Source organism: Pseudovibrio sp. W74, from assembly GCF_001623085.1.
Lineage (GTDB): Bacteria > Pseudomonadota > Alphaproteobacteria > Rhizobiales > Stappiaceae > Pseudovibrio.
This window is the reverse complement of the sequence record NZ_LMCJ01000008.1, coordinates 29,718-54,380: the sequence shown is the minus strand read 5'-3', so window position 1 is coordinate 54,380 and position 24,663 is coordinate 29,718. Positions and strand designations below refer to the sequence as shown.

Sequence of the window (24,663 nt, the reverse complement as noted above, 5' to 3'; positions counted from 1 at the left end):
GCCGAACTGGTGACCCCAAGCCAGTCCGGATACGTCCACACCGCTTCAGAGAGTGCAAAGATGCTCGGCGGCAATGGTTCACAATCGCCCTCAGGCGAAACTCATTATCATTTTGGCCCCTTCTATGTAGACGCGGCAAGCAGTGCGTCCGACATGGTCGAAGGGTTTGTTGAACAGGTCGAAGATCGGATGTCCGGCCTTCATGCAGACCGAGAATATGCGGTGCGCTGATGCTTTACATGCTTGGAGCTTTGCAGATGGATACCTTCCCATTCAACGTGGATCAGGTGTCTATCTCAGCAAAGGCTGATTGGGCCAGAAAGCCCGTTATGGGCGGGATGAAGCCCGGTGAGTTTATGGGAGATGGGGGCAAGACCCTTAATCTCTCAGGGCAGCTGCTACCTATCAGGATCGGTGGGCTGGTCGAACTTGAGATTGCCGACAAGATGCGACGGACTGGGGAAGTCTTCCCGGTGCTGCGTGGTGATGGCAAGCCAATGGGGAACTACTTTATCAAGTCCTCAAAACAAACGCACAAAGAGCTGGAAAGAGACGGTGTTCCTTTTGTGATCACCTATCAGATTGGGCTTGAACAGCTGCCGGATGAAACCCCGGTCTCACCTGATCTCATTCCAGATCTGATTTCAGTCTTCGACCTGCTTTAAGGGGCGGCTATGTCCACCACAGTAACCGTTACAGGTGAAGGGATCACCTTGGACCTCCTGCTGGTGCGCGTGCACGGCTGGAAGGGGCAGGATCTCATCACCGAGGCCCTGACCCTTAACCCCGGCATAGCGGGCGAAGGAGCTTTTCTTGCAGCTGGCCGGGAAGTGCTTATTCCAGACCTGCCATCTGAAGTCACAATCACACCAGAGCCGACAATAGACTTGTTTGGATAGCGAATGAACGAATGGACCGTAGATTGGAAAGTCATCTTGAATGGCAATGACATCTCGCAGGATCTTCGCCCCTATCTCATGAACATTTCAGCGACGGATAAGGCCGGGATCAGCTCTGACAGTTGTAGTCTTAGCCTTGATGATCGTGCAGGGCAGATCAAATTGCCGAGTGCTGGCCATCGGCTATCTGTAATCCTTGAAGGCAAGAAGGTCTTCGAAGGGGTGACTGACCAGCCCGTTTCCTCAAGCAACCGCTCTGGAGGACAAAAGCTCTCAATCAAGGCGAAAGGCTTCGATGAACGCTCACCGGTCAAGCAACCGCTTTTCTTCCATAAAGATGAAGCTACGCTTGAAGAATTCCTGCAAGGCGCTGCCAAGAAAGCCGGATTTAACATCAAGGTAGACCCGGCATTCAAAGAAATCTTTCGCGACTACTGGTCGGCAAATGGAGAGAGCTTTCATTCAATCGGCCAGCGCTATGCGAAAGAGCTGAACGGGGCATTCAAGATCAGAGATAAGACGGCTGTTTTACTGCTGTTGGGTGCTGACAACGAGCTTCCGATCATCAAGTGCACCTATCCCGGCAATATCATCACTTGGCGCTTGAAACCCCGTGATCTGCGCAGGGCTTTCACTGGAAGCTCTGTCCGCTATGTGGATCGGGAGAAAGGCAAGGTGGTTGAAATCAAACGCCCCTACAAAGAGGAGGAAATCGAAGACCCTGCGCTAAAAGATCCGGTATTAAATGCCATTCGCTCTACGGTCAAAGATGAAGACCAAGCCAAGGAGCTTTTGAAGGCCCGTGAAGGGCAAGGAAAGCGTGAGAAGGCCTCCGGGTCTATCACTATCAACTTCGCACCGGAGGCTCAGGCAGAAGCTCTGTGCGCCGTTGAAGGGATCAAGCAAGGCATTGACGGCACCTACCGTATTGAGAGCAGAACGCACAAGGCTGCAAGGGGTGGGGGAGCAGCAACCACCCTGAGTGTAAAAGACCCCCAGGACGGAGCAGGGAAACGGGAAGGGGCTAAGCAGAAAGGATAGTCAAGATCTAGCATTTCAGTCCGTTGTACCCTACGATCACTACTCCCACAAAAGGGGGTAAATTGCTTCGGTCTTGGAAGTGACTACTGAGTCACAAAAGTTGCAACGTGTAGTAATATGCCCCGGCCCCTTAAGAGGAACCTGATTTTGGCCATCACTCGGATCTAGGCAAATCCCGGTATCTTTACCACATGTCCCGCACTTCGTTGCTAAGTACCACTTCCCCACTTCTAATGTGGTCTTTGCTAAAGTGTATCCGTCATCCAAAAAGAGACTAGTTTCTTTTTGAAAGCAATGCTCTAGCCCAGCCTCAAAAGATGCTAGGTTTTGTAGTTCACGAGTTACCACTGTTTGGTCAGGATCAATACCCTTCGCTCGTAGTGCATTCCGTCCAGCTAACTGTTCTAAACCAAGTCCAATCGCTGTATTTCCAAATGCAATTCCCTCTATAGGATCGATTAGTGAGGTGTCAAAACCATTGATCGTCAATGCTACCGTCTCATCATGATTTGGATATAGAACTGGGCAAATCTCTACTCCATCGATATTGGCAATCATGATTTGCGCAAAACCGCCAACATCTGAAGTCATCGGATCAGAAACTACTTGATTAAATGCAGACATAGGCCCTTGGTTGATACCAATCGAGTTCGTTGTTCGAAGAGCTTTCTTGAATTTTTCTTTCCCAGAGCCAATTGCAATGCATTGGCCATTGGTGAGCGTGATCTTCGTACTAATCATACGAAAAACGCCTTCTTGGATTGTTGGCGTGATCATACAGACAACTTGGTTACCCTCAACTGGGCAGTATCCGAAAATCAGCGCCGTAAACTGCCCTTTATGTTCTCGAGAGTTGAGATCTTTTGCAACATACTCCCCTGCCTTGGAGTAGATCTCTCCAACTTGAGAAATTGAGGGGAGTGCGCGCTCGTTATCGCTGTACATCGTTTGTGTACAAGTACTTGCGATAAAATGTGTATTTTGAGCCAATATAGTGGAGCCTGCAAAGGCAAAACCACAACTATAAAAGCGGCCGACATGTTTGGCATTAGAAGTAGCGGGCTTCACCGATACAGCAATAACAGCCATTTTGCCGCCTGAATCAATTAGTGTATTTGCTCTACCTGTGTTTGGATTTACGCCGCTAGAAAGTCTGGTATCAGCAACACATTTGACGACACCATTTTCATTCCAAAGAGCAACCAAAGTCATGGTTCGCACCTGGTCCATTGGCAAATATCAAAGCTAATGTGAAAGGAAGTATCCAATCGCTGTTCTGGAATAACTCTTACTCGATATCTTTCTCAATATGTATTTCTAACCGCCGCAATAGGCGGTTTTTTTTATGGAGAACTCAATCATGAAAACCACCAAAACTAGGCTCGCTGGAGCCTCTGCGGCACTCATTGTTGCATTTGTGGGTGCTTGGGAAGGTTTGCGAACCAGTGCCTACGAGGATGTTGTTGGTGTACCTACGATTTGCTACGGCGAAACCAAGGGCGTGAAGCTAGGTGATACAGCAACCAAGGCCGAGTGTGATGCAATGCTTGATGTATCCCTCAAAGAACATGAAGCCGGGATGCGTAAATGCCTGACAGCCCCGGAAAAGATCCCAATCAAAACCTATCTTGCAATGGTTTCGCTGTCTTACAACATCGGATCAGGTGCATTTTGCAAATCGACTGCAAGGCGTAGGTTGAATGCAGGCAATTGGACGGGAGCTTGTCAGGCTGCCACTTGGTTCAATAGGGCTGGTGGTCGGAAGGTACAGGGCCTCGTTAATCGCAGGCAAGATGAATACAAACTTTGCATGCAAGGGGCGAAGGGATGATAGATCTCATCTCCTCGTTTATCAGCACAGGCATTGAAGCCTTGCTGGCTTATGGGGCGCTTGTTGGCGCTGTTGTGGCCTTTGTGGCTAGATTTGAACCTCGCACACCCAACTGGCTTTCTACTCTCGCAACAACGGCTCTGCTTTGCGTCTCGGTTTGGTTCTTCTCCACCCTTCATCATGATAGGCAAGCCGAAGTAGCCCAACTGAAGGCAGATAACAACGCGCTCACACGCGTAGCAACAGCGCACAAGATCATCTCAAAGCAAGCAAGTGAAAAGCTGTTGGATCGCATCCAGCAGATAAGCACGCTTGAAGAAAAGGTAAGGGACTATGAACTGGAGCTGGAGAGGGGCAAGATTACCGCTTGTCCTTCTGATCCCGCTTATCTTAGCAGGATGCGAGCACTTCAATTCCGGAAAGCTCGTTAAAAACTCTGGAGAGCTGTTCAAGCCTCCTGATCCTCCACCCGATCTGACAGTCGAAACGAAAGACCCTGGCATAACCGGCGACCAAGGCCGGGATGCGATCAGGCACAGAGCTGCATTGATAGCCTGCCATGCAAAGGAACAGGGTTGGCAGTCCTTTTATGGAAGCATTCAGGACAACTTGAAAGGTATTGCCAAATGATGCCGAAGACAGAGTTCGGGTCAATCACTGGATTGAGTGTCTATGGGGCTCTGGGGTATGCATCTAGCTACCTTGAGCCGGTACTTCAGTTCGCCTTACTGCTCGCAGTATTAATCGGAGCAATCTTGTTGGCTTATGGCCGCTGGGTTGATGCCCGTAACAAACGGTTGGACACTCGTATCAAGCTGCATCAGCTGAAAGATCTGGAACAAGCAGACGACAAACAAGAATAGAAAATGATAGCCCCAAAAACGGGGCTATCCAGTTCCTTGATCAGATCCAGTCATCTGGCTCTAAGTCATCCAGCGTTGCTCCGAAGAGCGCTAGACGGTCCATTTCGTTCTGAGTGAGCGTCACATGCAGATGGATGAGTTCGCCAACGGTGGTGACTTCGCAACGCTGTGCAATAAAATCTAAAGCCGCGGATAGCATGAGTTTACCTTTTAAATTTCTTCATTATTCCAAAGAGCAGACTTCAAAAACTATTGGCAAAGCATGGTCATCCTGCAAGTAAAATATTTTATGTAAGCTGAAATAGATTGATAATTCTAACTAATTACATAAAGTGATCGATTAACAATATTGTATTGATAAGGATTGTGGGAAGAACAGTAAGTTTCAGTTTAAATAGCTAAATAATTTAAGGTAATAGTGCCGCTGCAGATTCTTGATAATCCATTTAAATTGGGCCTTTGGTTTAGTTTTTCATTAGAGGGATATACTAATAATTGCTGTAGCTGGATTGGCGCACTTAAGGGTTACATATATGCCAATAGTGCACTGCACACCTTGGTGGACCACCTAGGTAGATAAGTTGATTTACTCTTATAGGCACATCAAGGCAGGATGATCTCTACCAAAACATAAGCCCCACTGCGTCTTTATCCGCAGCAGGGCTTATTTCATTAAAGAATTTCGAGTTTAAAACTCAAAGCTAAGCCGAGCATTTACACCATGCTTGCTGTTCTCAGCTGCTAGCTGCCCAGCATAGGAAAGCCCAAACTGTGTCCGCTCGTTTACGGCTAGGTCGAAGCCAGCTTCCAAAATGCCAATGTCTTTGGCAATCGGGCTGCCTTCCACCGTAAAGGCGCTGCCACCACTGGCAAAGCTCTGGGTGAAGTCAACCGTATCAGTTGAGGCATGCTGCCAGCCCACAACACCGCGCGCGGTCAGGTTTGCACCACCAAGAGTAAACTCACTGGCAGCTCTCAGACCCAGTGTTGTAAAGGTCACATCCGTGCTCTGATCACCAGCGGAAAGGGCCGCAGCGCCACCATCTTCAGCAAAGCTGCGGCTGATCAGGTGCACATGAGCCAGACCTGCAAAGGGTTCCAGCGTGGTTGCGCCAAAGTCAAACGCATATCCCAGCTCACCAAAGGCTTGCAGAGTAGCTGCGCTCTGATCTGCTTCCAGCTTATCGGTAAACGTACCGCCAGAGATGGAGACAGACCGTTCAGTGTCAATCTGATGCCAGGATACCGCAGCGCCAGTGCGCACAGCAAAGCCATTCACCTGTGTGCCTGCGTAGCCGCCAAAGGTGTACGTATCAGCCGTTGCTTCTGAAGCACGGTCATCCGCGTCCATGGAGCTGCGGCTGTAGCCGCCCGTCAGGCCAACACGCAGGTTGCTGAAGGCATCGCCATCAACACCAAACAGAACGCCGCCGGTTGAATGATCAAGAGCCGCCGTATTGCCATCACGTTTTGCTTCGCCCCAGCTGCCATAGCTCATGTTCCAGAGCGCCAATAACCCCAGTTGGGCAGTTTCAGCCCCAGCTGCCTTGCGTGCTTGAGCAGCAGAGGTATGCAAACGGTCATTGACCGCATTGCGAACGAAACGGCTGTTTTCAATCAGCACACCACGCGCTGAAGCACTGATCTCGCCGGAAAGGCTGTCAAATGCCGCCTGCGCTGCTGTCTCATCGCTCACAGTCCCGATCAGAGCGTTATAAACCGCACTGCCAGATCCAAGGCGTTGAACGGCCTCAGCAGAAGCTTTCTGGTTCGTCGTGCGCGCTGCGCTGGCAAAATCAATGTCATTGCGCAGCAAGGTCAGCTCAATATCGTTACTATCAGTACCCGCCTCATAATCCAGCGCGGCATTCAGGAACAACAGGTTGTTCTCAATGGAAGAGAACTCGCCTGTAATCGCATCGGTTCCGTCATTTTCAACAATGATGAACGGCCCCGTCGGATCAAGACTCCAGTCTGCTTTGTCCGCAGGCGTCAGCACCAGATCAAGGACAGTGTCGCTCACATCCACATTGCCATTCACCACCAGCTTGTCCGCAAGCTTGGTGTCGCCTTCTACTTCAATTTCCAGTGTACCTGTGCCGGAGTAATCGCCGTTGATTGTAGTCACCCCGATGGAGTTGCCAGGTGCAATGCGGCCATTGTTGTTGGTCACATTGCCCTTAATAGTTCCGTGTCCGCCCAGCACGCCAGAGCTTTCCACCTTAACATCACTGATCAGCTCAACCCCGCTTTTGCCGAAGGAACTACCAACAATCAAAGCGCCATTCTCAACAGTGGTACCACCGCCAACAGAGTTGGAGGCCCCATCCAGCACCAGTTTGCCTGTACCGGATTTCTCCAGCTCACCAGTTGAGCTGATATCCCCTGTCAAAGCCAGGCTCTTGCTGGAAACATCCAGCTCACCACCGGCAGAGTCCAGATCAAAATTGTCAAAAGACAGATCAGAATTACCAGTTGTCTGGAACGTACCACCGTTCAGTGTAACTTCCCCAGTTCCCAACTGCGCCATGTGCGAAACGGAGAGCAAACCACCGTTAATCAAAGTGCCTCCAGCATAAGAGTTGGTGCCTGTCAGCATAATGTTGCTAACACCGGACTTGATCAGCTGACCGCCACCAGAAATGTTCCCAGCAAAGGTTCCATTCAGTTCCTGATCCAGCTCCAACTCAGCATTCGCAGCAATCTCAACATTCCCCTGAACGTTGTCAGTGGTGCCTTTCAGCCGCCCTGCCTCAACACTAGTTCCACCGGTATAAGTATTGGAGCCGGAAAGAACCAGCGTACCAGCACCGGTCTTGGTCAAATAGGCACTACCGCTAAGGTCACTGGTGACGTCAAGAGTGGCACCTGCATTCACAACATCCAGCGTTGCACCAGTGTTTCGGAGTGCCAGACTTGATGCCGTTTGCGTGCCAGTTGCATGGCTCAGTGAAAGCGTGCCCCCATCAAAAGTCGAGGTACCTGTTCCCAGTTTGGTAATATTATCAACAGAGACGGTTCCACCGACAATATAGTTTCCACCAGTATGAGTGTTGGAGCCGGTTAGTACGATGGTTCCAGTCCCCAGCTTGACCAGAGACCCCTCGCCAGACAGGTCGCCGGAGAGCGTGCCGTCCATGTTTTGATCAAAAATGGCATGTGTGCTTCCAACCATTTTGATATCGCCTTGCAGGGAGTTTGTATTGCCGGTCAAAGAGCCAGCCCCAATAGTTGTTCCACCGCTATAAGAGTTGGTGCCGGTCAAAGTTAGATTATAAGAGCCATATTTTTCGAGCGCACCTTCGCCAGACATGTTGTCTGCATAAGTACCTGCCGCCGACTGAACAAACTCGACACTCGTACTTGCAGCGGTGAGAATATCACCTTGCAGAGTTTTCGCATCTCCCTGAACCTTACCCTCATTTATGACGGTTCCGCCGGTGTAGCTATTATAACCTGACAGGATCAGCGTACCTGAGCCTTCTTTGACCAGCGAACCAGCACCCCACATTATTGCTAAGTAGTGTCCATTTGTATCTTGGTCAAAAACGACACTAGTATTGGCAGCTGTGTTGATATGACTATTCAAACTAGTGATATCGCCTTGCAACGTACCCGCCTCAACCTTCGTCCCCCCATTATAGGAGTTAGCGCCGGAAAGGATGAGTGTTCCGTTCCCCGTCTTGGTCAACCCACCAGTGCCGCTCAAGTTACTGCTTACATCAAGGCTGGCTCCCGAGTTCACAACATCCAGCGTTCCACCATTGCCACCAAGTGCCAGTTGGGAAGCTGTTTCAGTGCCGGTGCTATGGGTAAGCGAGAGAGCGCCGCCATCAAGCGTTGTGACATCGGTTCCTAGCCTGTCAATACTGTCAAGACGAAGAGCACCAGCTTGTATGGTGGTGCCGCCGTAGTAATTGTTGGTCCCGGCTAGGGTGAGAGTACCTACACCGGTTTTGATCAGCGAGCCAGCACCTTCAATATTTCCAGAATGTGTGCCTGAGCTGCTTTGATTGAACTTAAGTTGAGCACCGCTCTCGACAACAACATCGCCTTGTATGCTGTTTGAATGACCTTCCAGGACGCCTTCTGTAATAGTCCAGTTCTGATCGCCAGAGCCAGCCAATGTCCAGGTGGAAGAGCCGGTTTTCTTAAAAGTCTCAAAGCCTCTGTACTGGTTCGTATCCTCAATTGAACTGGCATCAAAGCTGCCGTCAGTCGTGCCCCCCAGCGCAAAGGTATCGTTGAGCCCTCCAGTCGCGTCAACATTACCTTCAACGGTTGAGCCCGCAAGATAGGTGAAGCTGTTTGTGCCACCGGTAAACTCAACAGCATTTGCACGCTGATTATTTGGGTTGAGTCCACCTGATATACTGCCACTGTTTGTGATCGTTAGATCAGCGCCCTTGACCCCAGCTGCGCCAGATCCGCGGTACCCATTGGCGTTGACAACCAAACTGTTTCCGCCGTGAATATTACCACTATTGCTAATAGTGTAGGGGCCGCCAGACAAATCAACAGCAACTCCGCCATCCCCACTATGGGAGTAACTGGTGTTATCGTTTTCACCGCCATCCCCGCCGATGATCGAGCCGTTGTTCGTCAGTGCCAGATTTCCAGAGGTAGCGGTGACGCCAGAACCGCCTTCTCCACCAGATCCATGGTTGAGGCCACCTTCACCGCCATCACCTCCGTGTACGGTTACGCCGGTGTTGATGCTAATGTCACCTGACATAAGAACAGCGTCACCGCCACCGCCACCGCTACCACCGCGACCACCTGTTTCCCCTGTGCCGCCGCCGCCGCCGTCACCCGCATTTATGCCATCTTGCCCCTCACTTCCAACACTTCCAGCTCCAACAAGTCCTCCAAGTCCTCCAGCTCCATTCCCACCGCTACCTGCAGTAGGGCCACTATCGGAGAAGCCACCATTAGATCCTGAAGCATCAGAAGTCAGTGAGCCTCCATTGCCACCATTCTGTGGGCCAGAGTTGCTGCCTCCAGCTCCCCCACCCCCAGCATACATGTCGGTGCTGATTGTTCCCGAAATTGCCACACCATCTGCACCGTCACCTCCGACAAAGGTACCTGTATCAAACATCTGCCCCCCTTTTCCACCAGCATGCGCAGATTGGGACAGCGCGACAAAAACAAGGGCTGTTGTTCCGAGAAGTTTGAGTGAAAAAGAGGACGGCATGAAAATTGCTCTCCAAAATGCATGTGTATGGATTAAAAATAATTGCAAAAACACCTACTGCAATTTTTAATTGATTAAAATAGCTACAGGAAAATTAATTAGAAGATATCCTCTACTTGAGAGGCAGCCCAAATTTGTGACGTAAAGACATGAAGCCAGCAATAGTGCCTTGGTAAACAAAGCAAGCTTTGTAGCACCCTCTTAAGTGAGCGATGTATGTTATAAGCTCAACGATCAGATTACAGTGACAATCGGCGCTCAATTTCTGTTAGGGATCGGCCTCAAATTCGTTAGAGTTTTCAAAGGCCTATATTTGGCGTTTTTGCCCCTAACATAAGCTCAAACCCACAGAAACCCTTGATTTTGCTAATCCTGCAGGGATCGCCACTTTTTCTCCCCGAAAATCGCAAAACAGAAATCAACGCTCTCAAAAGCGAACGGTTTTCCTGCATTTTCGCCCCTTACGAGCAAATTTATCTCATCATTTGAGTGGCGCAGCTTTTTATTCCAATGTGACATAACTAAATAAAATCTTCAGTTTTGAAATGCTCAAAATCCCGGCAAAACTGAAGGGATATAAGGTGTTCAATCAGCGGCAGTTTTAATAAATTCCTCTAATAGATCATTGTGCACGCCACATTTTTGCTGTAATTGACGGCAAAACACGCCCTAGGGGAAATCAACGAGTTGAACTGCGTGCAAAAATCATCTGACATCCGTACGAACTGGACGCGTGAAGAGGCTGAGTCTCTTTACAACCTGCCGTTTAATGACCTGCTGTTTAAAGCTCACTGCGTTCATCGCGAGCATTTTGACCCCAATGAGGTCCAGCAAAGCCAGCTCTTAAGCATCAAGACAGGCGGTTGCCCGGAAGATTGTGCTTACTGCAGCCAGTCCGCTCGCAACAACACCGAGCTGTCCGCCTCAAAGCTTCTTGAAGTCCAAATGGTGCTGGAAGAAGCCAAAAAGGCGAAGGAAGGCGGCGCAACCCGGTATTGCATGGGCGCAGCCTGGCGCTCTCCTAAAGATCGCGACATGCGCGCCATTGAAATGATGGTGGAAGGCGTCAAAGAGCTCGGCATGGAAAGCTGCATGACGCTTGGCATGCTGACACCTGAGCAAATTTTGCGCCTCAAAGATGCTGGGTTGGATTATTACAATCACAACATCGACACTTCAGAGCGCTACTACAGCGAGGTTATTACAACCCGCAAGTTCTCTGATCGTATCGACACCCTGAATCTGGTCAAGGAATCCGGTATCAAAGTCTGTTCTGGCGGCATCGTCGGCATGGGCGAAAAAGATATGGACCGCCTCGACATGCTGGTTTCTCTGGCGACACTGGAAGAGCATCCGGACAGCGTGCCGATCAACATGCTTATCCCAATTGAAGGCACGCCGCTTCAGGATGCTGAACCGGTTGATCCGATTGACTTCGTTCGTCTGATTGCCGTTGCACGCATCATGATGCCGAAATCTCATGTTCGCCTGTCAGCAGGCCGGACAGAAATGTCTGATGAGACGCAGGCAATGTGTTTCTTTGCTGGAGCAAACTCCATCTTCAAAGGCGAAACACTGCTCACCACAGACAACCCGGAAGACTCCAAGGACGCAGCTTTGTTCAAACGCCTTGGTATCCGCCCTATGGGGCTGAAAAGCTGTGCGGCTGAGCATGAGCCTGCTGAATAAGCACCAAGGAGCGCTCGAGCGTCTGGCAGAGCGGGGCAGATCCCGTTCATTGCTCAAAGCGCATGGCTGCGATTTTTCGTCCAATGACTATCTGGCGCTGACAACAGCGCCAGAATTGCGTTTAGCGGCAGAAAACGCTCTTGCCTGTGGTGTCAGTCTCGGCGCAGGCGGCTCGCGCCTCTTGCGCGGCAATGATCCTGAGCATGAAGCGCTTGAGCTTGAAGCAGCAAACCTGTTCAACACAGAGCGATCCCTTTTCTTTGGTGGGGGATACAACGCCAACATGGCGCTGTTCTCAACCCTGCCGCAGCAGGGCGACCTTGTCCTGCATGACAGCCTCATCCACGCCAGTGCACATGACGGCATGAAGTTGGGTGCAGCCCAGTCCATGGCCTTTAAGCACAATCAGGTTGAGGATGCGCAAGTACGCATTGCCCAGTGGCGCCAACAAGGCGAAACCGGGCGGATCTGGATCGCTTGCGAAAGCCTTTACAGCATGGACGGAGATCAGGCACCGATCAGGGACCTGATAGAACTCGCTGATACGCACGATGCGTTTTTACTGGTCGATGAAGCCCACGCAACAGGCGTGCTGGGTGAGGGCGGCAAAGGCCTGGCAGCGGAGTTTGAAGGCCGGGAGAACGTTATTTCGCTCCATACTTGTGGCAAAGCTCTTGGAGCCTCCGGCGCACTTGTCTGCGGGCCAGCTGTTCTGATCGACTACCTCATCAACCGCGCGCGCGGGTTCATCTACGCGACCGCGCCATCACCTCTGGTCGCAGCCATCGTGCGCGCTTCGCTAAAACTGGTACAGGATCAACCGGAACGACGGGACCAGCTTGCTGACCTTGTAAAACATGCAAATGCTGAGATGAACCGTCTGTGCGGACAAAAGGGCAGCGGAACGCATATTCTTCCGTTCCTCATTGGCGATGACAAGCGCACCATGTTGATTGCAAAAGCACTGCAGGAACGCGGCTATGACATCCGCGGCATTCGCCCACCAACCGTTCCACGGGGCACATCCCGCCTGCGCATTGCGTTGACCTTGCATGCCAGCAAGTCCGATGTATCCAACATGTTTGAAGTGCTTGCAGAAGAAGTGGGGCTGGTTCGCTCATGACAAAACCAATCGTAGTTACAGGCACCGACACCGGTATTGGCAAAACAATTTTCTCTGCAGCGCTGACGCAAGCTTTAGCTGCCACCTACTGGAAGCCTGTTCAATCTGGACTGGAAGAAGAAACCGACACACAAGCAGTAATACGTCTGACAGGTTGTAAAACACTGCCAGAGACTTACCGTTTGCAGGTTCCCGCATCTCCGCATTTCTCAGCGGAAGCAGAAGATGTCCTGATCGATACGGAGAGCCTGGCATTACCTCAGGTCGATGGACCGCTGGTCGTTGAAGGGGCAGGTGGCGTCATGGTTCCGCTCACGCGTGAGACGCTTTACATCGACCTCTTCAAAAAGTGGCAGGCACCGATTGTGCTGTGCGCCCGCACCGGCCTTGGCACCATCAATCACAGCCTGCTTTCCATTGAAGCACTGCGTACCCGTGGCTGCAATCTGCTCGGCATTGTATTTGTCGGTGAGGAAGTGGCAGATTCAGAACGCACGATCGCAGAGTACGCAGGTGTCAAGAAGCTTGGTCGCTTGCCACTGCTGCAACAAATCACCCCAGAAACAATAAGAACAGCGTTTGCAGAGAATTTCCGTCTGGAAGACTTCTGCCTGCAAAACGGGGAGAACGCATAATGTCAAAGCACTCACCAATCTGGCATCCATTCACCCAGCACGCTGTGCTGACGGAAATGACCAAGATTACGGGCGGTTCTGGCGCATACCTGACAAAGGATGACGGCGACAAACTGCTTGATGCCATTGCTTCCTGGTGGGTCGTAACCCACGGCCACTGCCATCCGCACGTCATCGGCGCAATCAAGGAGCAGGCGGAAAAGCTGGATCAGGTGATCTTTGCAGGTCACACCCATGAGCCTGCAGAGCGACTTGCGCAGCAGCTGCTCAAATGCACGCCTGATGGACTGGATTATGTCTTCTTTTCAGACAGTGGTTCCACCAGTGTGGAAGTGGCGCTCAAGATGGCGCTCGGCTATTGGCATCATCTGGGCGAGAAACGCCAGCGCATTGTCGTTATGGAAAACAGCTATCACGGCGACACCATCGGCACCATGTCCGTTGGCGAGCGTGGCGTTTTCAACCAGCCTTACAATCCGCTGCTGTTTGATGTGGCCAAAGTGCCGTTCCCAACCGCTGGCAATGAGCAGAACACGCTAGATGAGCTGGATAAGCTCTGCGCCCAAGGTGATGTAGCAGCGTTTATCGTAGAACCACTCGTTCTGGGCGCTGGCGGCATGCTCATGTATTCCGCTGAAACACTGCGGGGGCTCCATGAGATCTGCAAGAAGCACAATGTACTGTTCATCGCTGATGAGGTGATGACGGGGTGGGGCCGTACAGGCAAGATGTTTGCCTGTGAGCATGCACAGATCACGCCGAATATCGCGTGCTATTCCAAAGGTTTGACCGGTGGCTCTTTGCCGCTTGCCGTCACCATGTGCTCCTCGGCAATCTATGATGAGCATTATTCCATGGACAGAAGCAAAACCTTCTTCCATTCCAGCTCATATACAGCAAACCCAATCGCCTGCGCCGCTGCGGTCGCCAATCTGGAGATCTGGGAGAATGAGCCGGTCTATGACCGCATAGCAAAGCTCATGCAAATGCAATCCGCTGGCCTTGCGCGTTTCAAAGACGATGATCGTTTCACCAACATCCGTCAGACGGGCACCATCGCGGCCATGGATATCAACGTGAAGGATCACGGATATCTGTCTGATGTCGGCCCGCGCCTCTATGAGTTCTTCAAGTCAAAGAACCTGCTGCTGCGCCCACTGGGCAACACGCTCTATTCCATGCCACCTTACTGCGTCACTCAAGGCGATATTGACCAGATCTACGACGCAATAGCTGAGGCTGCTGATGAACTCCTCTAAGGACCGTGGTGGGCTGATCGGCTTCGGACATTACGCACCAGAACGCCACGTGTTCAATGCGGAGATCGAACAGGATTTGGGACTGGAAGAGGGCTGGATCGAACGCCGCACCGGTATTCGTGAGCGCCGCTACGTCTCCTCTGATCAGGCTCTGACAGATATCGCATTGCCAGCGGCTCAAATGGCGATTGAGGACGCTGGTATCGATCCTGCCAAAATCGGCCTGACACTGCTGGCAACCAGCACGCCTGACCATCTGTTACCGCCGTCAGCGCCTCTGCTGGTGCACAAACTTGGCCTGCCAAACTCCGGCGGCATCGATATGGCAGGAGCCTGCGCAGGGTTCCTTTACGCACTGGCCATGGCCGATGCCTATGCCAAAGCGCAAGGCATCGCTGTCCTCGTCGTCGCAGCCAATATCCTTAGCCGTCGCATCAACCCGGCAGAACGCGCCAGTCGCGTGCTTTTTGCAGATGCTGCCGGCGCTGTCGTGGTTCTGCCTCCGGCACATAAAGAGCAGGGCATCCTTGCTGCCGATCTGGCATCTGATGGCGCTTATTACGACCTCATCAAAATCCCCGGCGGTGGCAGTCGCAATCCGTACAGACCGGATATGGACCCCAATGAGTACCTGATGAGCCTGCAAGGTGGGCAGACGGTCTTCGCCAAAGCGGTCAACACGCTCACGGACTCAGCCATGAAGATTCTGGGGCAAGCAGACATCAAACCGTCAGAGGTAGATCACTGGGCACCCCATCAGGCCAACTCCCGGATCATTCAGGCTGTCGGAACCAATCTTGGAATAAACGCCGATAAAACACTGATGACACTGGGGGAGTACGGCAACAGCTCTGCTGCTACTATCCCATTTAGTCTCTCCAAGTGTCGGGAAAATCGAAGCTATAAGGCGGGCGACAAAATCTTATTGTCTGCCATTGGCGCAGGTTTTGTCAGTGGGTCTTTGTTGATCGGCATGTAATAAATGCGCCCACTCGTGGTGGAAAGACAAGCGGGCGCGCGCGCATCAAACCGCAGTTATTTTGATGCGCTGTCCAGATAAGCCAGCAGGTTCTCGATATCTGCTGGCTTCTTCAAACCGGCAAATGCCATACGGTTTTTTGGCAAGAATTTCTTCGGCTTGGCGAGAAACTCGGTCAGAGATTCAGTATCCCACGTCACATCAGCACTTGCCATAACCTTGGAATATTTGAAGCCCTCAACAGCAGCGGCCTGACGGCCAATCACACCGTGCAAACTTGGGCCAACTTTGTTCTGCCCTTCCTTCACGCTGTGGCATGCCTTGCACTTCTTAAAAACCTTCTTGCCCGCCTTCACATCACCCGCAAACGCCATCTGAACCGGAGCAGGAGCCGCAACGGGTTCAGCTGCCGCCTGCTTCCCATCTGTTGTCAGCACAAGGCGAAGGGTAACCGGCACCGTCCGTGTAATCCCGTTCAGCTTGGCAAGTGTTTTCAGCTGATCCACACCCGCATTCACACCCGCTTCCTCAGTTCCCAAAAACACCATGTCATTGGTAGTCGCCAGAACTTTGCTGGCGGAAATACGCGCTACAAAAACCTCTGTCTCTACCGGGATTTCAGTGCCCAGCAAATTGAGCATGGCTTCCAGATCAACAACAGTGGTTGCGCCAACCGCAAGCTGGCTCAACTCAGCAGCGTCCAGCTGTGCAGTCAGATCAGCAGACCCGATGCTTTGGAACACAATCTGGCGCATACGTTCATTGCGGATATCGATGTTGGTCTCAACAGACCCCAGATCGATCTTCAATTGCAGCTTGCCATCTTCCGAGACAGAGCCGGAGAGTTTCTCAAAGCTGTTCACTTCCCCCACGGAGTTTTTCTTGATGGTGCCATATGAAAGGCGTGAGCTGTCGCTGTCCACGCTCCAGGTTTGTGCAAGGGCACTGCCAGACAACAGTAAAAGCATCGCAGAGGTGCGGAAAAGGGTTTTTACCATAGGTATGTCGCCTTCGTGATTTGATGTGATTGACGATTTTTGGTTGCTATCAATTGAGGAACACACGACAGCTGGCTTTTATTCGATGTATTTTGGAAAAAAATATCAGAAACGTTTTCAAAGTGACCTAATCACCATCATGCCCCGGCTCTGGCGCTTTGCACTTTCGCTTGCAGGGCAAAAGGATCTGGCGGACGATTTGGTGCAGGCCACATGTCTGCGGGCATTGGAACGGGAAAGCCAGTTTCAGGCAGGTTCAAACTTTGCCGCCTGGACCATGACCATTTGTCGGTCCATCTGGTTAAACGAGATGCGCAGCCAGCACCTGAGGAAAACCGGCCAGCTCGACACCGCCATCGAATCCAGCCTCATCGACCCGTCTCCATCTCCTGAAACGAATATTTTCGCCGCTGAAGTGTTTAAACAAGTGATGCGACTGCCAGAAGGTCAGCGCTCTGTGGTGGAACTTGTCTTTGTTGAGCAATTCACCTATCGCGAAGCAGCCGCAATTTTAGGTATTCCTATTGGAACGGTCATGAGCCGTTTATCTGCAGCCCGTAAAACGCTTGCGCCTTTACAACAGGAACAAGCCAACCAGATGAAGAAGGGAGAGCTGGCATGACGTACACCGACGAACACCTACGGTCTTATCTGGCTGGCTCTCTGGACCCTGAAACGGCGCAGCAAATAGAAGCGGATCTGGAGAGCGATCCGATCCTGGAACAACGCCTGCTGGCACTTGAAGGCCTGCTCCCCGTCGTTCAGCAAGGCTTTGCAGAGTTCCCTGACGCAGATCACCTCAAACAGCTGGAAGACAAGATCTTCGCACAACCAACCCCTGCAAACGATCATGCAACCGCCCCAACCCTTGTCCGCACATGGAGCACCCGCGCAGCAACGCTTGTGATTGGCTTGGCCATCGGAACAAGCCTCATGTACTGGACAGATGACGCAACTGACTGGCGGCAGGAAGTTGCAAGCTATCAGGCGCTATACGTCAAAGAGACAATCGCATCCCTGAACAGGTCCGAGGATGAACTGAAACAAGAGCTGGCTGAAGCTTCAACCGCCGTAGGCCAGCAGCTGAACCTTTCAGACCTCAATGATCTGGAAGGCTTGAAACTACTGCGAACCCAGGTTCTGGGCCATGAAGGCGCACCACTCATCCAGATCGTCTTTGCAGACCCCAACGGTGCCCCGGTTGCATTCTGCATCCTCAAAGACACCGATGCCGCCGGAACCATCATGCAATCCACCAGCCTCAAAGGCATGGCCTCCGCAGACTGGACCGGCAACGGCTATCGTTACCTCGTTATTGGAGGCCAAAACCAAAGCCGCATCGACACCGTCGCCGAGCAAATCCACTCTCGCGTTTTGTAGGCAAGGAGAGCCTTTCGCAAATCTTTCTGTCAGTATCTGTCAGAGTGAGCGCCGCAGGGGGGATCAGTATGCTAGGTCTTTCGGATTGCTGACTGGGACTTTGCGTTGATGAAAACATACGACGAGATTGAAACGGAGGCTGAAGATAAGCTTGCAAGCCGTGTCTGGTTTCACCTGATGCGGGCCCACCGCTATCTTTACCCACGCTTTGAGCGCAGTTTGCGGACGCATGGCATTGATAACCCGGTCTGGTATGAAATTCTGCTGGAGGTTGAACGTGTGGGAGAGCAGGGGGCAAAGGCCTCTGACTTGCAAGACCATCTACACATGGCGCAGTTCAGCATGTCGCGGCACATCGCCCGTATGGAAAAGAAGGGGCTGATTGAGCGTCGTCCAGATAAAGAGGACGGACGTGCGCAGCTGATCTTCCTGACACCTCAGGCCGCCCATGCCCACGAGGAAATCTGGCCGCATTATTTCAAGATCATCCAGCAGGAAGTCGGAGAACGTCTCACCAAGAAAGAAGCGTTTGAGCTTTTCAAACTGCTGACCAAGCTCTACGAATAAAAAAGGGCCGCTAAACAGCGACCCTCTCGTTTCCTAGAACCGATAGTTTGCCGTAAGGCTAAAGGAACGCCCCGGTTCCTTCAGGGTGCCAATCACGTTGTAATCACCCCCATAAGTTCCCCGGTCTGAGTAGTCCTCATCAAAAATGTTGTTCGCTTCAATTCGGAGCTTTAAACCATCAATCTGCTCTGGCTCATATTCAGCAAACAGGCCAACAACGGTATATCCTTCAAGAGTTCGATCTGAATCTCCGGTTGCCCCGGTGTCATAATCAACCGCCCCCTGGATATCACCGCCAATTATCAGATCGTAATCTTCCAACCGGTGAGAAACATTGAAGGCAAGCACTTGCCCTAAAGGTGCTGCCAGATCCAACGCAGAATAAGAACTTGCGTGACTGCCTTCCACCTCAGCTTCGGTATAAGAGTATGTCAATCTTGCTGAACCTGACTGCCATGCATAGCCCGCTGCAAGGTTAAAGCCGGTGGTCGTCACGTCTTTAGAAACAACATGGTAAACCTTCGTGGGTGTTTTGACCTGCACTTCTCCGCGAGCGTTCTTGATCTCGGTTCTGAAAACATTACCGGAGAAAGAAAGGCCTTGCCGTTCAAATTCAAACCCTGCTGTGACGTTTTGAGAGCGTGACGGCTTGAACTGTGTGTAGTTCCAGTCAGTCCAGAAGAGGTAGTTATCCTCCAGCGCATAACCGCCAAACACATTGGCATATCCAGCTTTCAGCTTGAACCCCTCTGCCAGTTCATAGGAAATTGATGCATTGCCGCTTGCTCCTGTCGCTCTGGCATCAAAATCTGAGATACCTTCAAAGCTCTGATGATCGACGCGCGCGCCGACTGAAACTTCAAGGCCAGAGAGAACTTCCGATCGCACCTGCCCAAATGCACCGAAGTTATTTGCGAATTCCGTTGGGTCCTGAGCGGCGTCTTCGAACTTGGAAGTCTTGCGATAAAAGTCGACACCAGTGGTGAAGCTTGTCACATCATTGAAATGGAAGGTGTTTGCCAACTTACCATTCAAAGTGTTGGAAGTCCCTTTGCTCTCCTCCACATCGATGTTGCTTTCACTGAAGCCAAGCACGATCTCTGGATCATAAAGATCCGTAGGTTCCAAATGCTCATAGCGGAATGAGAAGCTCTTCCGCATCGTATCGTAAATGCGGGTCGGTGAACTGCCTTTGAAAGCACCAAAGTTAGCACGATAAGGCCGCTCTTCTTTATCCTTCAGCATCATGCCCGAAACTTCAAAGCGATGCCCGCTTTGTGAGGTGTAACCGGCTTTGAGTAGGCCAGTCTGCAAGTTTGCTCCGGTACCCGGGATTTCCCAGTTACCGCCAGAGGTGTAGTCCTGTCCCTTAGCGTTTTTAGCGAAGGCCAGAATATCAAAGCCGTTATGCTCAGCAAAACCAGTCAAAGCTTGGGAGAATGTATTGCCGTTTGTATCAAAGCTCAGCGTGGCTTTGCCGCCCATGGTCTCGCCATCTTCCAGCAGGTCTAATGCATCAATCAGCTGAAAGGCGATGGAACCGCCCAGAGCGTTCGGGCCAGAATCTGCAGCGGCAACACCCGCATCCACACGCACCGCACGCAACAACGCTGGATCAATGGCATTGGCTGTTACATGGTGGAACGCACGGTTGTTCTGCATCGCGCCTTCAATAGTCATGTTCAGGTTGAGAGCATCCACACCATTGACGAAGATCTTCTGGGCAATAGGGATACCGCCGCCAACCGTTACTGAGGCATTCTCAGCAAACACATCACGAAGATCACCCATCTCAGCGGCTTCAATCGCTTGAGTTGAAACGTAGATTGAGGTGTTTCTGTCAGCAGCCACTGCAAAGCGATCATTGTTGAAACTATAAACAACAACAGGGTCCAGCTCCTCGCTGGCATCCACACTATCCTGCGCTGCAGCCCCGGTAGAAAAATAAGCACCGTTTAAAACACAAACGGAAACAAGCAAGCGCCACCGAAGTTTCTTCATTAGGATCCCCACCCACATATTGGCCGTATTACCTACGGCGAATCAAATATGAGATAATTACTCATGTTTATGCGCGAGGGTATATGGGAGTGCAATTATAGATGCAAGTGCATCTATATACATAAACGTTTGCGACACGATCAATGAATTAAAATCACTATAAAATGCAATATGTTACGTAATTTTTATCAAAATCTGATCTGTGTGTATCTGCTGAATTTGGCAGGGGGGTGCTCATAGATCACCAGGCACAAAACAAAAAAAGCCCCCGCTAAAAGCATAGCGGGAGCTTTACAATAACAAGAGATTTAAGCTTGGCGCTGGCCCATCTGATCATCAAGTGTCAGCAGATGCCAACGGTCATCACCAGCAGCTTTCACCTGGTCCAGAACACGGCGGAACAGATCTTCTTCTTCAATCTGCTCTTCCAGGAACCAGTGCAGCATGTTCTGCGTCCCATATTCCTTTTCATCATGGGCGAGATCAAACAAAGCATGGATTTGCGACGTGACCTTCACTTCCATTTTCATGGCAAGCTCAATAGCTTCCTGTGCTGAATCAAATTCAACAGTAGGAGCAGATATGCCTTCCAAAGTAACGCGGGAGTCCCGCTTCACGATGAAGTCATAAATACGCATTGCATGGTCAGTCTCTTCTTTTGAATGAAGACGGAACCACTTTGCAAAACCTGGCAGCTCAATGGAATCAAAGTAGGCAGCCACAGCGAGGTAAACGTAAGAGGCACTCAGCTCAGCATTGATTTGCTGGTTAAGAGCTTCTGCGACTTTGGTGTTGAGCTTCATCGGATTCTCCAATCAGTAATTTTGTGGAGACAGATTTGAAGAGCTACAAACTATTCGCTTTGACCAAAGTCAATTTGAGAAGAATTATCTTAGCAATTGCAAGTGATTAGCAGTTTCACAAATGACCCTTTTGGGAGCTCAGGCCCTATGTTCTCCAGGTCTTGGGCGCAGATCCATAGATCCGCTTAAAGGCATTGCTAAAGCTGGACGGGCTGTTATATCCCGCCATATAGGCAGCCTCAGAAACAGTAATGCCGCCTTTGTTGATGGCTTGCCGCGCCTTCTCCAAACGCTGTTTGCGAATGAAATCAGAGACTGTCAGATTGTACTTTTCCTTAAAGTGGCGCTGAATGCTGCGTTTGCTAAGGCCCGTTTCTTTAGAGATTCGCTCGATGGAAAGGTCTTCCTCCAGATGCTCCAGCAGAAATTCCCGCACCTTCAATCCTTTGATCCGTAACTGACTGTCCGTTTCCCGCTTCTCGGCCTGGACTGCCCCTTGCAAGTGAGCACAGCTCTGAGACATCAGGCTTAACGCCTCGGCTTGACGTTGAAGGCCCCCGATTTCATCAGCCCCGTCATTGGTCATAGCCAAAATCCGCGCAGCACAGTCCACCATACGCTCATCTGGCTGCCAGATGAAGTAATTCAGGTGGCCATTCATAAAGCGCCGCACTTCCGCAGAAAGAGCAGAGGCCTGAAACCCAATTGCACCGTACCAGTCCGGTTGAGCTGCAATGCCAACCTTGCGCAGCGAGTGCCCGGCCTCACTCGGCTTCAGGCGCAAATTGGCAGGTTTTCGCAGGTTGAACAGCAGAGCCTGAGGCTTGGGTGTTTCGCGATCCCCGGCATCCAGATCAAAATAAACATCATCAATGTAAAACTGCTGCTGACCTTCCAGATAAATGAAAATCTGGAAAATAGGTGAGAGCTCCACCAAACTTTCATTTTCATGATGGCCCATCGTCTCATCCAGGACTTTGACTCGGATCTGCTGCTCAATCTGCACAGAAAGTGCTCCCTGACTTTTCACTGGCGCGAATGGATATGTTTTTGGCGCACACGCCAATGCATTTCCAATCGACGAACGCCCCCTCATAAATATATTATGAGTTTTGAAGTCAAGTTTAAAACTTCGTATAAATGAAGTAAGTCCAGCGCGACCTTCCAGCTCACGAACATCTCGGTAAAGAGGTGCCCAAAGTGCTCGCCACACACTGCGAGCGCTCATGGTGCTGTGCTGTCGCGCGGATACTATTGGAGAATGTTTCGATGTCTAGCCGCGACGTTGATAGAGCACTTAAGAACGCCCGTTTTACGCAAAAAACGCAAATGAACGCACTAAACCTTTTATTGGTTTCCACCGCGCTGACTTGCGCTTCAGCGGCATCCGCTCAGGAGAATAAACTGCTGGATGAAGTGGTCGTCACAGCCTCAGCTTCTGAAGTGACCTACAAGAACGCGCCAGCGAGTATCTCTGTTATCACCGCAGATGACTTGGAAAATCAGGGGGCTCGAGACGTTCGTTCCCTTCTGGAAAGTGTAGAAGGTCTCACGTTCAACAGAGCTGGTAATCAAAGCAAAGTGCAGATCCGCGGCTTGAACGAGAATTACACGTTGTTCCTGATAGACGGAAAACGCGTCACCTCCGCTCCAAACGCCTTCCGCGGAAACGACTACGATTCCGGCTGGGTTCCACTCGAAGCCGTCGAACGTATCGAAATCGTTCGCGGTCCGATGTCCTCACTCTACGGTTCAGATGCAATTGGCGGTGTTGTCAACATCATCACCAAGAAGGAAACCGAAGAGTGGCACGGCTCACTTACCAACGAATATACCCTTCAGGAAAACCGCAAGTCCGGTGACTATGGCCGGACGGGTTTCAATCTTTCAGGTCCAATCCTCAAAGACAAACTTTTCATGCGAACCTACGGCAGTTGGGATTTTCGCCGCAAAGATTCAAGCACTCTGAACCCCGACAGCGCAAGCGGGCGCGCCAATGCAGGCTTTGCCAAGAGTGATAACAAGCACGTTGATACGACTGTGACCTGGGATGTGAACCAAGAAAATTCTGTCGATTTCAACGCAGGTTACAGTAAGCGCACACACGATAAGACAACATTGGACAGATACTCAGCGGGCATAACTCATCACGGCTCCTACGAGTTTGGTGAGACTGAGCTGCGTGTCTTTGGTGACCGTATCGACAACTCCTACGGCCACGGAAACGCCGCTGGCGATGACATGCCGAACACAGCCTATAACTTCAATGGCGATGGCAAAGTCAGCTTTGACGCAGATCTTCTGGTTCCGAACTTCATCACCGTCGGCGCGACTTACCAACATCAATCCCTCGAAGACAAGTATGTGCTTGTAGGCGAGGGCGGGTCAGACAGTTCCCTCTGGCAAGCCGCAGCCTTCATTGAGGACCGCCTTGAAATCACAGAGGATTTCGAGGTCACACTCGGAGGCCGTCTGGACAAACACGAAAAATTCGGCTGGAACGCCAGCCCCCGCGTTTACGGTGTTTATCACCTCACACAAGCCCTGACATTCAAAGGCGGCTGGTCCTCATCCTTCAAAGCCCCAACCTTGCTGCAAATGTCCCCAAACTGGAAACAGGTCTCATGCGGAGGGGATTGTTTCTTAGAAGGCGCTGAAGATTTGAACCCGGAACTGGGCAGCAGTTTTGAGGTTGGCTTCAAATATGACGAAGCAAAATGGAGTGCAGGGCTAACCGGTTTCCATAATACGATCAAAGACATGATCCAGTTTCCACCCGCCAGAACAGCTGATGTTGCTGTTGCTCAGACCTATTCCAACTATGTTGGCCTCACTGCAGATGGCAAACCGATCTTCAAGTTTGAAAACATTGAAGAAGCCCGCACAATGGGGATAGAAGCCAACCTGACCCTGCGTCCAACAGATGAGCTGACTGTCTCTGCCAACTACACCTATCTGGATGCAAAAAACACAAGCGCCAATGATGCACCGCTTGCCTTCCAGCCAGAGCATACTGCAAACGTTAAACTGGATTACAATTTCAGTGAAAAACTCAGTTTCGCGTTATCTGCCAACTACGTAGGCGAGCAATACACCTCGGTTCCCGCCAACGGTGACATGGCCTTTGCCCGCAAAGTAGACGGTTACATCACAGCAGATTTCACAGGTCGCTATGACGTCAATGAGAACTTCACGTTGCGCGCTGGCGTTCTAAACATTGCGGACAATCAGATCCTGAAAACGGATTGGGATGAGTTCAATGTTGACGGTCGCCGCTACTTCATCTCAGGCACCACTCGTTTCTGATCTCTAATAATGAAGGAGCAAGGAGGTGGGCCCACGCTCACCTTCAATGCGTAGAGGTGTATCACTATGTTTTCATTTAAGAAAACGATAAT

Annotated in this window: 23 protein-coding genes; 16 read left to right on the top strand and 7 right to left on the bottom strand. The window is 51.1% G+C overall.

Translation table 11 applies throughout. The annotated features are described in order from the left end of the window. The 4 genes from PsW74_RS28830 to PsW74_RS06630 form a co-directional block, all read left to right on the top strand. The coding region (locus PsW74_RS28830; protein WP_193777952.1) for a hypothetical protein at nucleotides 1-231 on the top strand (231 nt) is incomplete at its 5' end. Nucleotides 232-257: 26 nt separating this feature from the next. Beyond that, a complete protein-coding gene (locus PsW74_RS06640; protein WP_193777058.1) occupies nucleotides 258-665 on the top strand; it encodes a phage tail protein in 408 nt (135 codons plus the stop codon). Between the two features lie 9 nt (nucleotides 666-674). Further along, nucleotides 675-899 (top strand): tail protein X, encoded by a 225-nt coding sequence (locus PsW74_RS06635; protein ID WP_063288690.1) that lies wholly within the window; start codon nucleotides 675-677, stop codon nucleotides 897-899. A gap of 3 nt (nucleotides 900-902) precedes the next feature. Beyond that, entirely contained in the window at nucleotides 903-1,940 is a 1,038-nt protein-coding gene (locus PsW74_RS06630) for a hypothetical protein (RefSeq protein ID WP_063288691.1), read from the top strand. A 39-nt stretch (nucleotides 1,941-1,979) separates the two neighbouring features. Here PsW74_RS06630 and PsW74_RS06625 read toward each other — a convergent pair whose 3' ends face one another. Further along, nucleotides 1,980-3,152 carry a hypothetical protein gene (locus PsW74_RS06625; protein WP_153041359.1) on the bottom strand — a complete coding sequence of 391 codons (1,173 nt, stop codon included), beginning with the start codon at nucleotides 3,150-3,152 and terminating at the stop codon, nucleotides 1,980-1,982. Between the two features lie 148 nt (nucleotides 3,153-3,300). Here PsW74_RS06625 and PsW74_RS06620 point away from each other — a divergent pair, with 148 nt between their 5' ends. The 3 genes from PsW74_RS06620 (at nucleotide 3,301) to PsW74_RS06610 (ending at nucleotide 4,634) form a co-directional block, all read left to right on the top strand. Continuing rightward, nucleotides 3,301-3,771 carry a lysozyme gene (locus PsW74_RS06620; protein ID WP_063288693.1) on the top strand — a complete coding sequence of 157 codons (471 nt, stop codon included), beginning with the start codon at nucleotides 3,301-3,303 and terminating at the stop codon, nucleotides 3,769-3,771. Continuing rightward, the gene (locus tag PsW74_RS06615; protein ID WP_063288694.1) at nucleotides 3,768-4,202 is read left to right on the top strand and encodes a hypothetical protein; all 435 of its coding nucleotides are present in this window, start codon (nucleotides 3,768-3,770) and stop codon (nucleotides 4,200-4,202) included. The genes PsW74_RS06620 and PsW74_RS06615 overlap by 4 nt, the downstream gene beginning before the upstream one ends. Before the next feature lie 195 nt (nucleotides 4,203-4,397). Beyond that, on the top strand, nucleotides 4,398-4,634 hold the full coding sequence (locus PsW74_RS06610) for a hypothetical protein (RefSeq protein WP_063288695.1): 237 nt from the start codon (nucleotides 4,398-4,400) through the stop codon (nucleotides 4,632-4,634). Nucleotides 4,635-4,674: 40 nt separating this feature from the next. Here the strand turns inward: PsW74_RS06610 and PsW74_RS28825 are convergent, their stop codons facing one another. Then, on the bottom strand, nucleotides 4,675-4,833 hold the full coding sequence (locus PsW74_RS28825; RefSeq protein ID WP_156701956.1) for a hypothetical protein: 159 nt from the start codon (nucleotides 4,831-4,833) through the stop codon (nucleotides 4,675-4,677). A gap of 489 nt (nucleotides 4,834-5,322) precedes the next feature. After that, nucleotides 5,323-9,831 (bottom strand): autotransporter domain-containing protein, encoded by a 4,509-nt coding sequence (locus PsW74_RS06605; RefSeq protein ID WP_063288696.1) that lies wholly within the window; start codon nucleotides 9,829-9,831, stop codon nucleotides 5,323-5,325. 696 nt (nucleotides 9,832-10,527) lie between these two features. On the opposite strand from PsW74_RS06605, the gene bioB reads away from it, so the two are divergent. From bioB to PsW74_RS06580, 5 genes are read left to right on the top strand one after another with little or no spacing between them, the layout of a single operon-like run. Continuing rightward, nucleotides 10,528-11,520 (top strand): biotin synthase BioB, encoded by a 993-nt coding sequence (gene bioB, locus PsW74_RS06600; protein WP_057465384.1) that lies wholly within the window; start codon nucleotides 10,528-10,530, stop codon nucleotides 11,518-11,520. Next, nucleotides 11,504-12,643: an 8-amino-7-oxononanoate synthase gene (locus tag PsW74_RS06595; RefSeq protein ID WP_063288697.1), complete on the top strand. Its 1,140-nt coding sequence runs from the start codon at nucleotides 11,504-11,506 to the stop codon at nucleotides 12,641-12,643. Before bioB ends, PsW74_RS06595 begins: the two co-directional genes overlap by 17 nt. After that, complete coding sequence (bioD, locus tag PsW74_RS06590; RefSeq protein WP_063288698.1) at nucleotides 12,640-13,278, top strand: dethiobiotin synthase; 639 nt, start codon at nucleotides 12,640-12,642, stop codon at nucleotides 13,276-13,278. Before PsW74_RS06595 ends, bioD begins: the two co-directional genes overlap by 4 nt. Beyond that, nucleotides 13,278-14,537 (top strand): adenosylmethionine--8-amino-7-oxononanoate transaminase, encoded by a 1,260-nt coding sequence (locus tag PsW74_RS06585; RefSeq protein ID WP_063288699.1) that lies wholly within the window; start codon nucleotides 13,278-13,280, stop codon nucleotides 14,535-14,537. The genes bioD and PsW74_RS06585 overlap by 1 nt, the downstream gene beginning before the upstream one ends. After that, on the top strand, nucleotides 14,524-15,516 hold the full coding sequence (locus PsW74_RS06580; protein WP_063288700.1) for a beta-ketoacyl-ACP synthase III: 993 nt from the start codon (nucleotides 14,524-14,526) through the stop codon (nucleotides 15,514-15,516). The genes PsW74_RS06585 and PsW74_RS06580 overlap by 14 nt, the downstream gene beginning before the upstream one ends. A gap of 56 nt (nucleotides 15,517-15,572) precedes the next feature. Here PsW74_RS06580 and PsW74_RS29615 read toward each other — a convergent pair whose 3' ends face one another. After that, the gene (locus tag PsW74_RS29615) at nucleotides 15,573-16,514 is read right to left on the bottom strand and encodes a cytochrome c family protein (protein WP_063288701.1); all 942 of its coding nucleotides are present in this window, start codon (nucleotides 16,512-16,514) and stop codon (nucleotides 15,573-15,575) included. A gap of 25 nt (nucleotides 16,515-16,539) precedes the next feature. Here PsW74_RS29615 and PsW74_RS06570 point away from each other — a divergent pair, with 25 nt between their 5' ends. The 3 genes from PsW74_RS06570 (at nucleotide 16,540) to PsW74_RS06560 (ending at nucleotide 18,461) form a co-directional block, all read left to right on the top strand. After that, complete coding sequence (locus PsW74_RS06570) at nucleotides 16,540-17,136, top strand: RNA polymerase sigma factor (RefSeq protein ID WP_244271755.1); 597 nt, start codon at nucleotides 16,540-16,542, stop codon at nucleotides 17,134-17,136. Continuing rightward, nucleotides 17,133-17,894 (top strand): hypothetical protein, encoded by a 762-nt coding sequence (locus PsW74_RS06565; protein WP_063288703.1) that lies wholly within the window; start codon nucleotides 17,133-17,135, stop codon nucleotides 17,892-17,894. The genes PsW74_RS06570 and PsW74_RS06565 overlap by 4 nt, the downstream gene beginning before the upstream one ends. 108 nt (nucleotides 17,895-18,002) lie before the next feature. Further along, nucleotides 18,003-18,461, top strand: a complete 459-nt coding sequence (locus tag PsW74_RS06560; RefSeq protein ID WP_063288704.1) for a MarR family transcriptional regulator — start codon at nucleotides 18,003-18,005, stop codon at nucleotides 18,459-18,461. 33 nt (nucleotides 18,462-18,494) lie between these two features. Here the strand turns inward: PsW74_RS06560 and PsW74_RS06555 are convergent, their stop codons facing one another. The 3 genes from PsW74_RS06555 to PsW74_RS06545 form a co-directional block, all read right to left on the bottom strand. Continuing rightward, on the bottom strand, nucleotides 18,495-20,462 hold the full coding sequence (locus PsW74_RS06555; protein WP_063288705.1) for a TonB-dependent receptor: 1,968 nt from the start codon (nucleotides 20,460-20,462) through the stop codon (nucleotides 18,495-18,497). Between the two features lie 308 nt (nucleotides 20,463-20,770). Beyond that, nucleotides 20,771-21,265, bottom strand: a complete 495-nt coding sequence (locus PsW74_RS06550; RefSeq protein WP_057465144.1) for a ferritin — start codon at nucleotides 21,263-21,265, stop codon at nucleotides 20,771-20,773. Between the two features lie 145 nt (nucleotides 21,266-21,410). Continuing rightward, nucleotides 21,411-22,271 carry an AraC family transcriptional regulator gene (locus PsW74_RS06545; protein WP_208987873.1) on the bottom strand — a complete coding sequence of 287 codons (861 nt, stop codon included), beginning with the start codon at nucleotides 22,269-22,271 and terminating at the stop codon, nucleotides 21,411-21,413. Between the two features lie 263 nt (nucleotides 22,272-22,534). Between PsW74_RS06545 and PsW74_RS06540 the strand changes: the two genes are divergently transcribed. After that, nucleotides 22,535-24,571: a TonB-dependent receptor gene (locus tag PsW74_RS06540; RefSeq protein WP_063288706.1), complete on the top strand. Its 2,037-nt coding sequence runs from the start codon at nucleotides 22,535-22,537 to the stop codon at nucleotides 24,569-24,571. The last annotated feature ends 92 nt before the right edge of the window (nucleotides 24,572-24,663 follow it).

Coding starts and splice junctions, on each gene's coding strand:
- PsW74_RS06640 (WP_193777058.1), top strand. CDS start 258: ATGGATACCTTCCCATTCAACGTGGATCAGGTGTCTATCTCAGCAAAG.
- PsW74_RS06635 (WP_063288690.1), top strand. CDS start 675: ATGTCCACCACAGTAACCGTTACAGGTGAAGGGATCACCTTGGACCTC.
- PsW74_RS06630 (WP_063288691.1), top strand. CDS start 903: ATGAACGAATGGACCGTAGATTGGAAAGTCATCTTGAATGGCAATGAC.
- PsW74_RS06625 (WP_153041359.1), bottom strand. CDS start 3,152: ATGACTTTGGTTGCTCTTTGGAATGAAAATGGTGTCGTCAAATGTGTT.
- PsW74_RS06620 (WP_063288693.1), top strand. CDS start 3,301: ATGAAAACCACCAAAACTAGGCTCGCTGGAGCCTCTGCGGCACTCATT.
- PsW74_RS06615 (WP_063288694.1), top strand. CDS start 3,768: ATGATAGATCTCATCTCCTCGTTTATCAGCACAGGCATTGAAGCCTTG.
- PsW74_RS06610 (WP_063288695.1), top strand. CDS start 4,398: ATGATGCCGAAGACAGAGTTCGGGTCAATCACTGGATTGAGTGTCTAT.
- PsW74_RS28825 (WP_156701956.1), bottom strand. CDS start 4,833: ATGCTATCCGCGGCTTTAGATTTTATTGCACAGCGTTGCGAAGTCACC.
- PsW74_RS06605 (WP_063288696.1), bottom strand. CDS start 9,831: ATGCCGTCCTCTTTTTCACTCAAACTTCTCGGAACAACAGCCCTTGTT.
- PsW74_RS06595 (WP_063288697.1), top strand. CDS start 11,504: ATGAGCCTGCTGAATAAGCACCAAGGAGCGCTCGAGCGTCTGGCAGAG.
- bioD (WP_063288698.1), top strand. CDS start 12,640: ATGACAAAACCAATCGTAGTTACAGGCACCGACACCGGTATTGGCAAA.
- PsW74_RS06585 (WP_063288699.1), top strand. CDS start 13,278: ATGTCAAAGCACTCACCAATCTGGCATCCATTCACCCAGCACGCTGTG.
- PsW74_RS06580 (WP_063288700.1), top strand. CDS start 14,524: ATGAACTCCTCTAAGGACCGTGGTGGGCTGATCGGCTTCGGACATTAC.
- PsW74_RS29615 (WP_063288701.1), bottom strand. CDS start 16,514: ATGGTAAAAACCCTTTTCCGCACCTCTGCGATGCTTTTACTGTTGTCT.
- PsW74_RS06565 (WP_063288703.1), top strand. CDS start 17,133: ATGACGTACACCGACGAACACCTACGGTCTTATCTGGCTGGCTCTCTG.
- PsW74_RS06560 (WP_063288704.1), top strand. CDS start 18,003: ATGAAAACATACGACGAGATTGAAACGGAGGCTGAAGATAAGCTTGCA.
- PsW74_RS06555 (WP_063288705.1), bottom strand. CDS start 20,462: ATGAAGAAACTTCGGTGGCGCTTGCTTGTTTCCGTTTGTGTTTTAAAC.
- PsW74_RS06550 (WP_057465144.1), bottom strand. CDS start 21,265: ATGAAGCTCAACACCAAAGTCGCAGAAGCTCTTAACCAGCAAATCAAT.
- PsW74_RS06540 (WP_063288706.1), top strand. CDS start 22,535: ATGTCTAGCCGCGACGTTGATAGAGCACTTAAGAACGCCCGTTTTACG.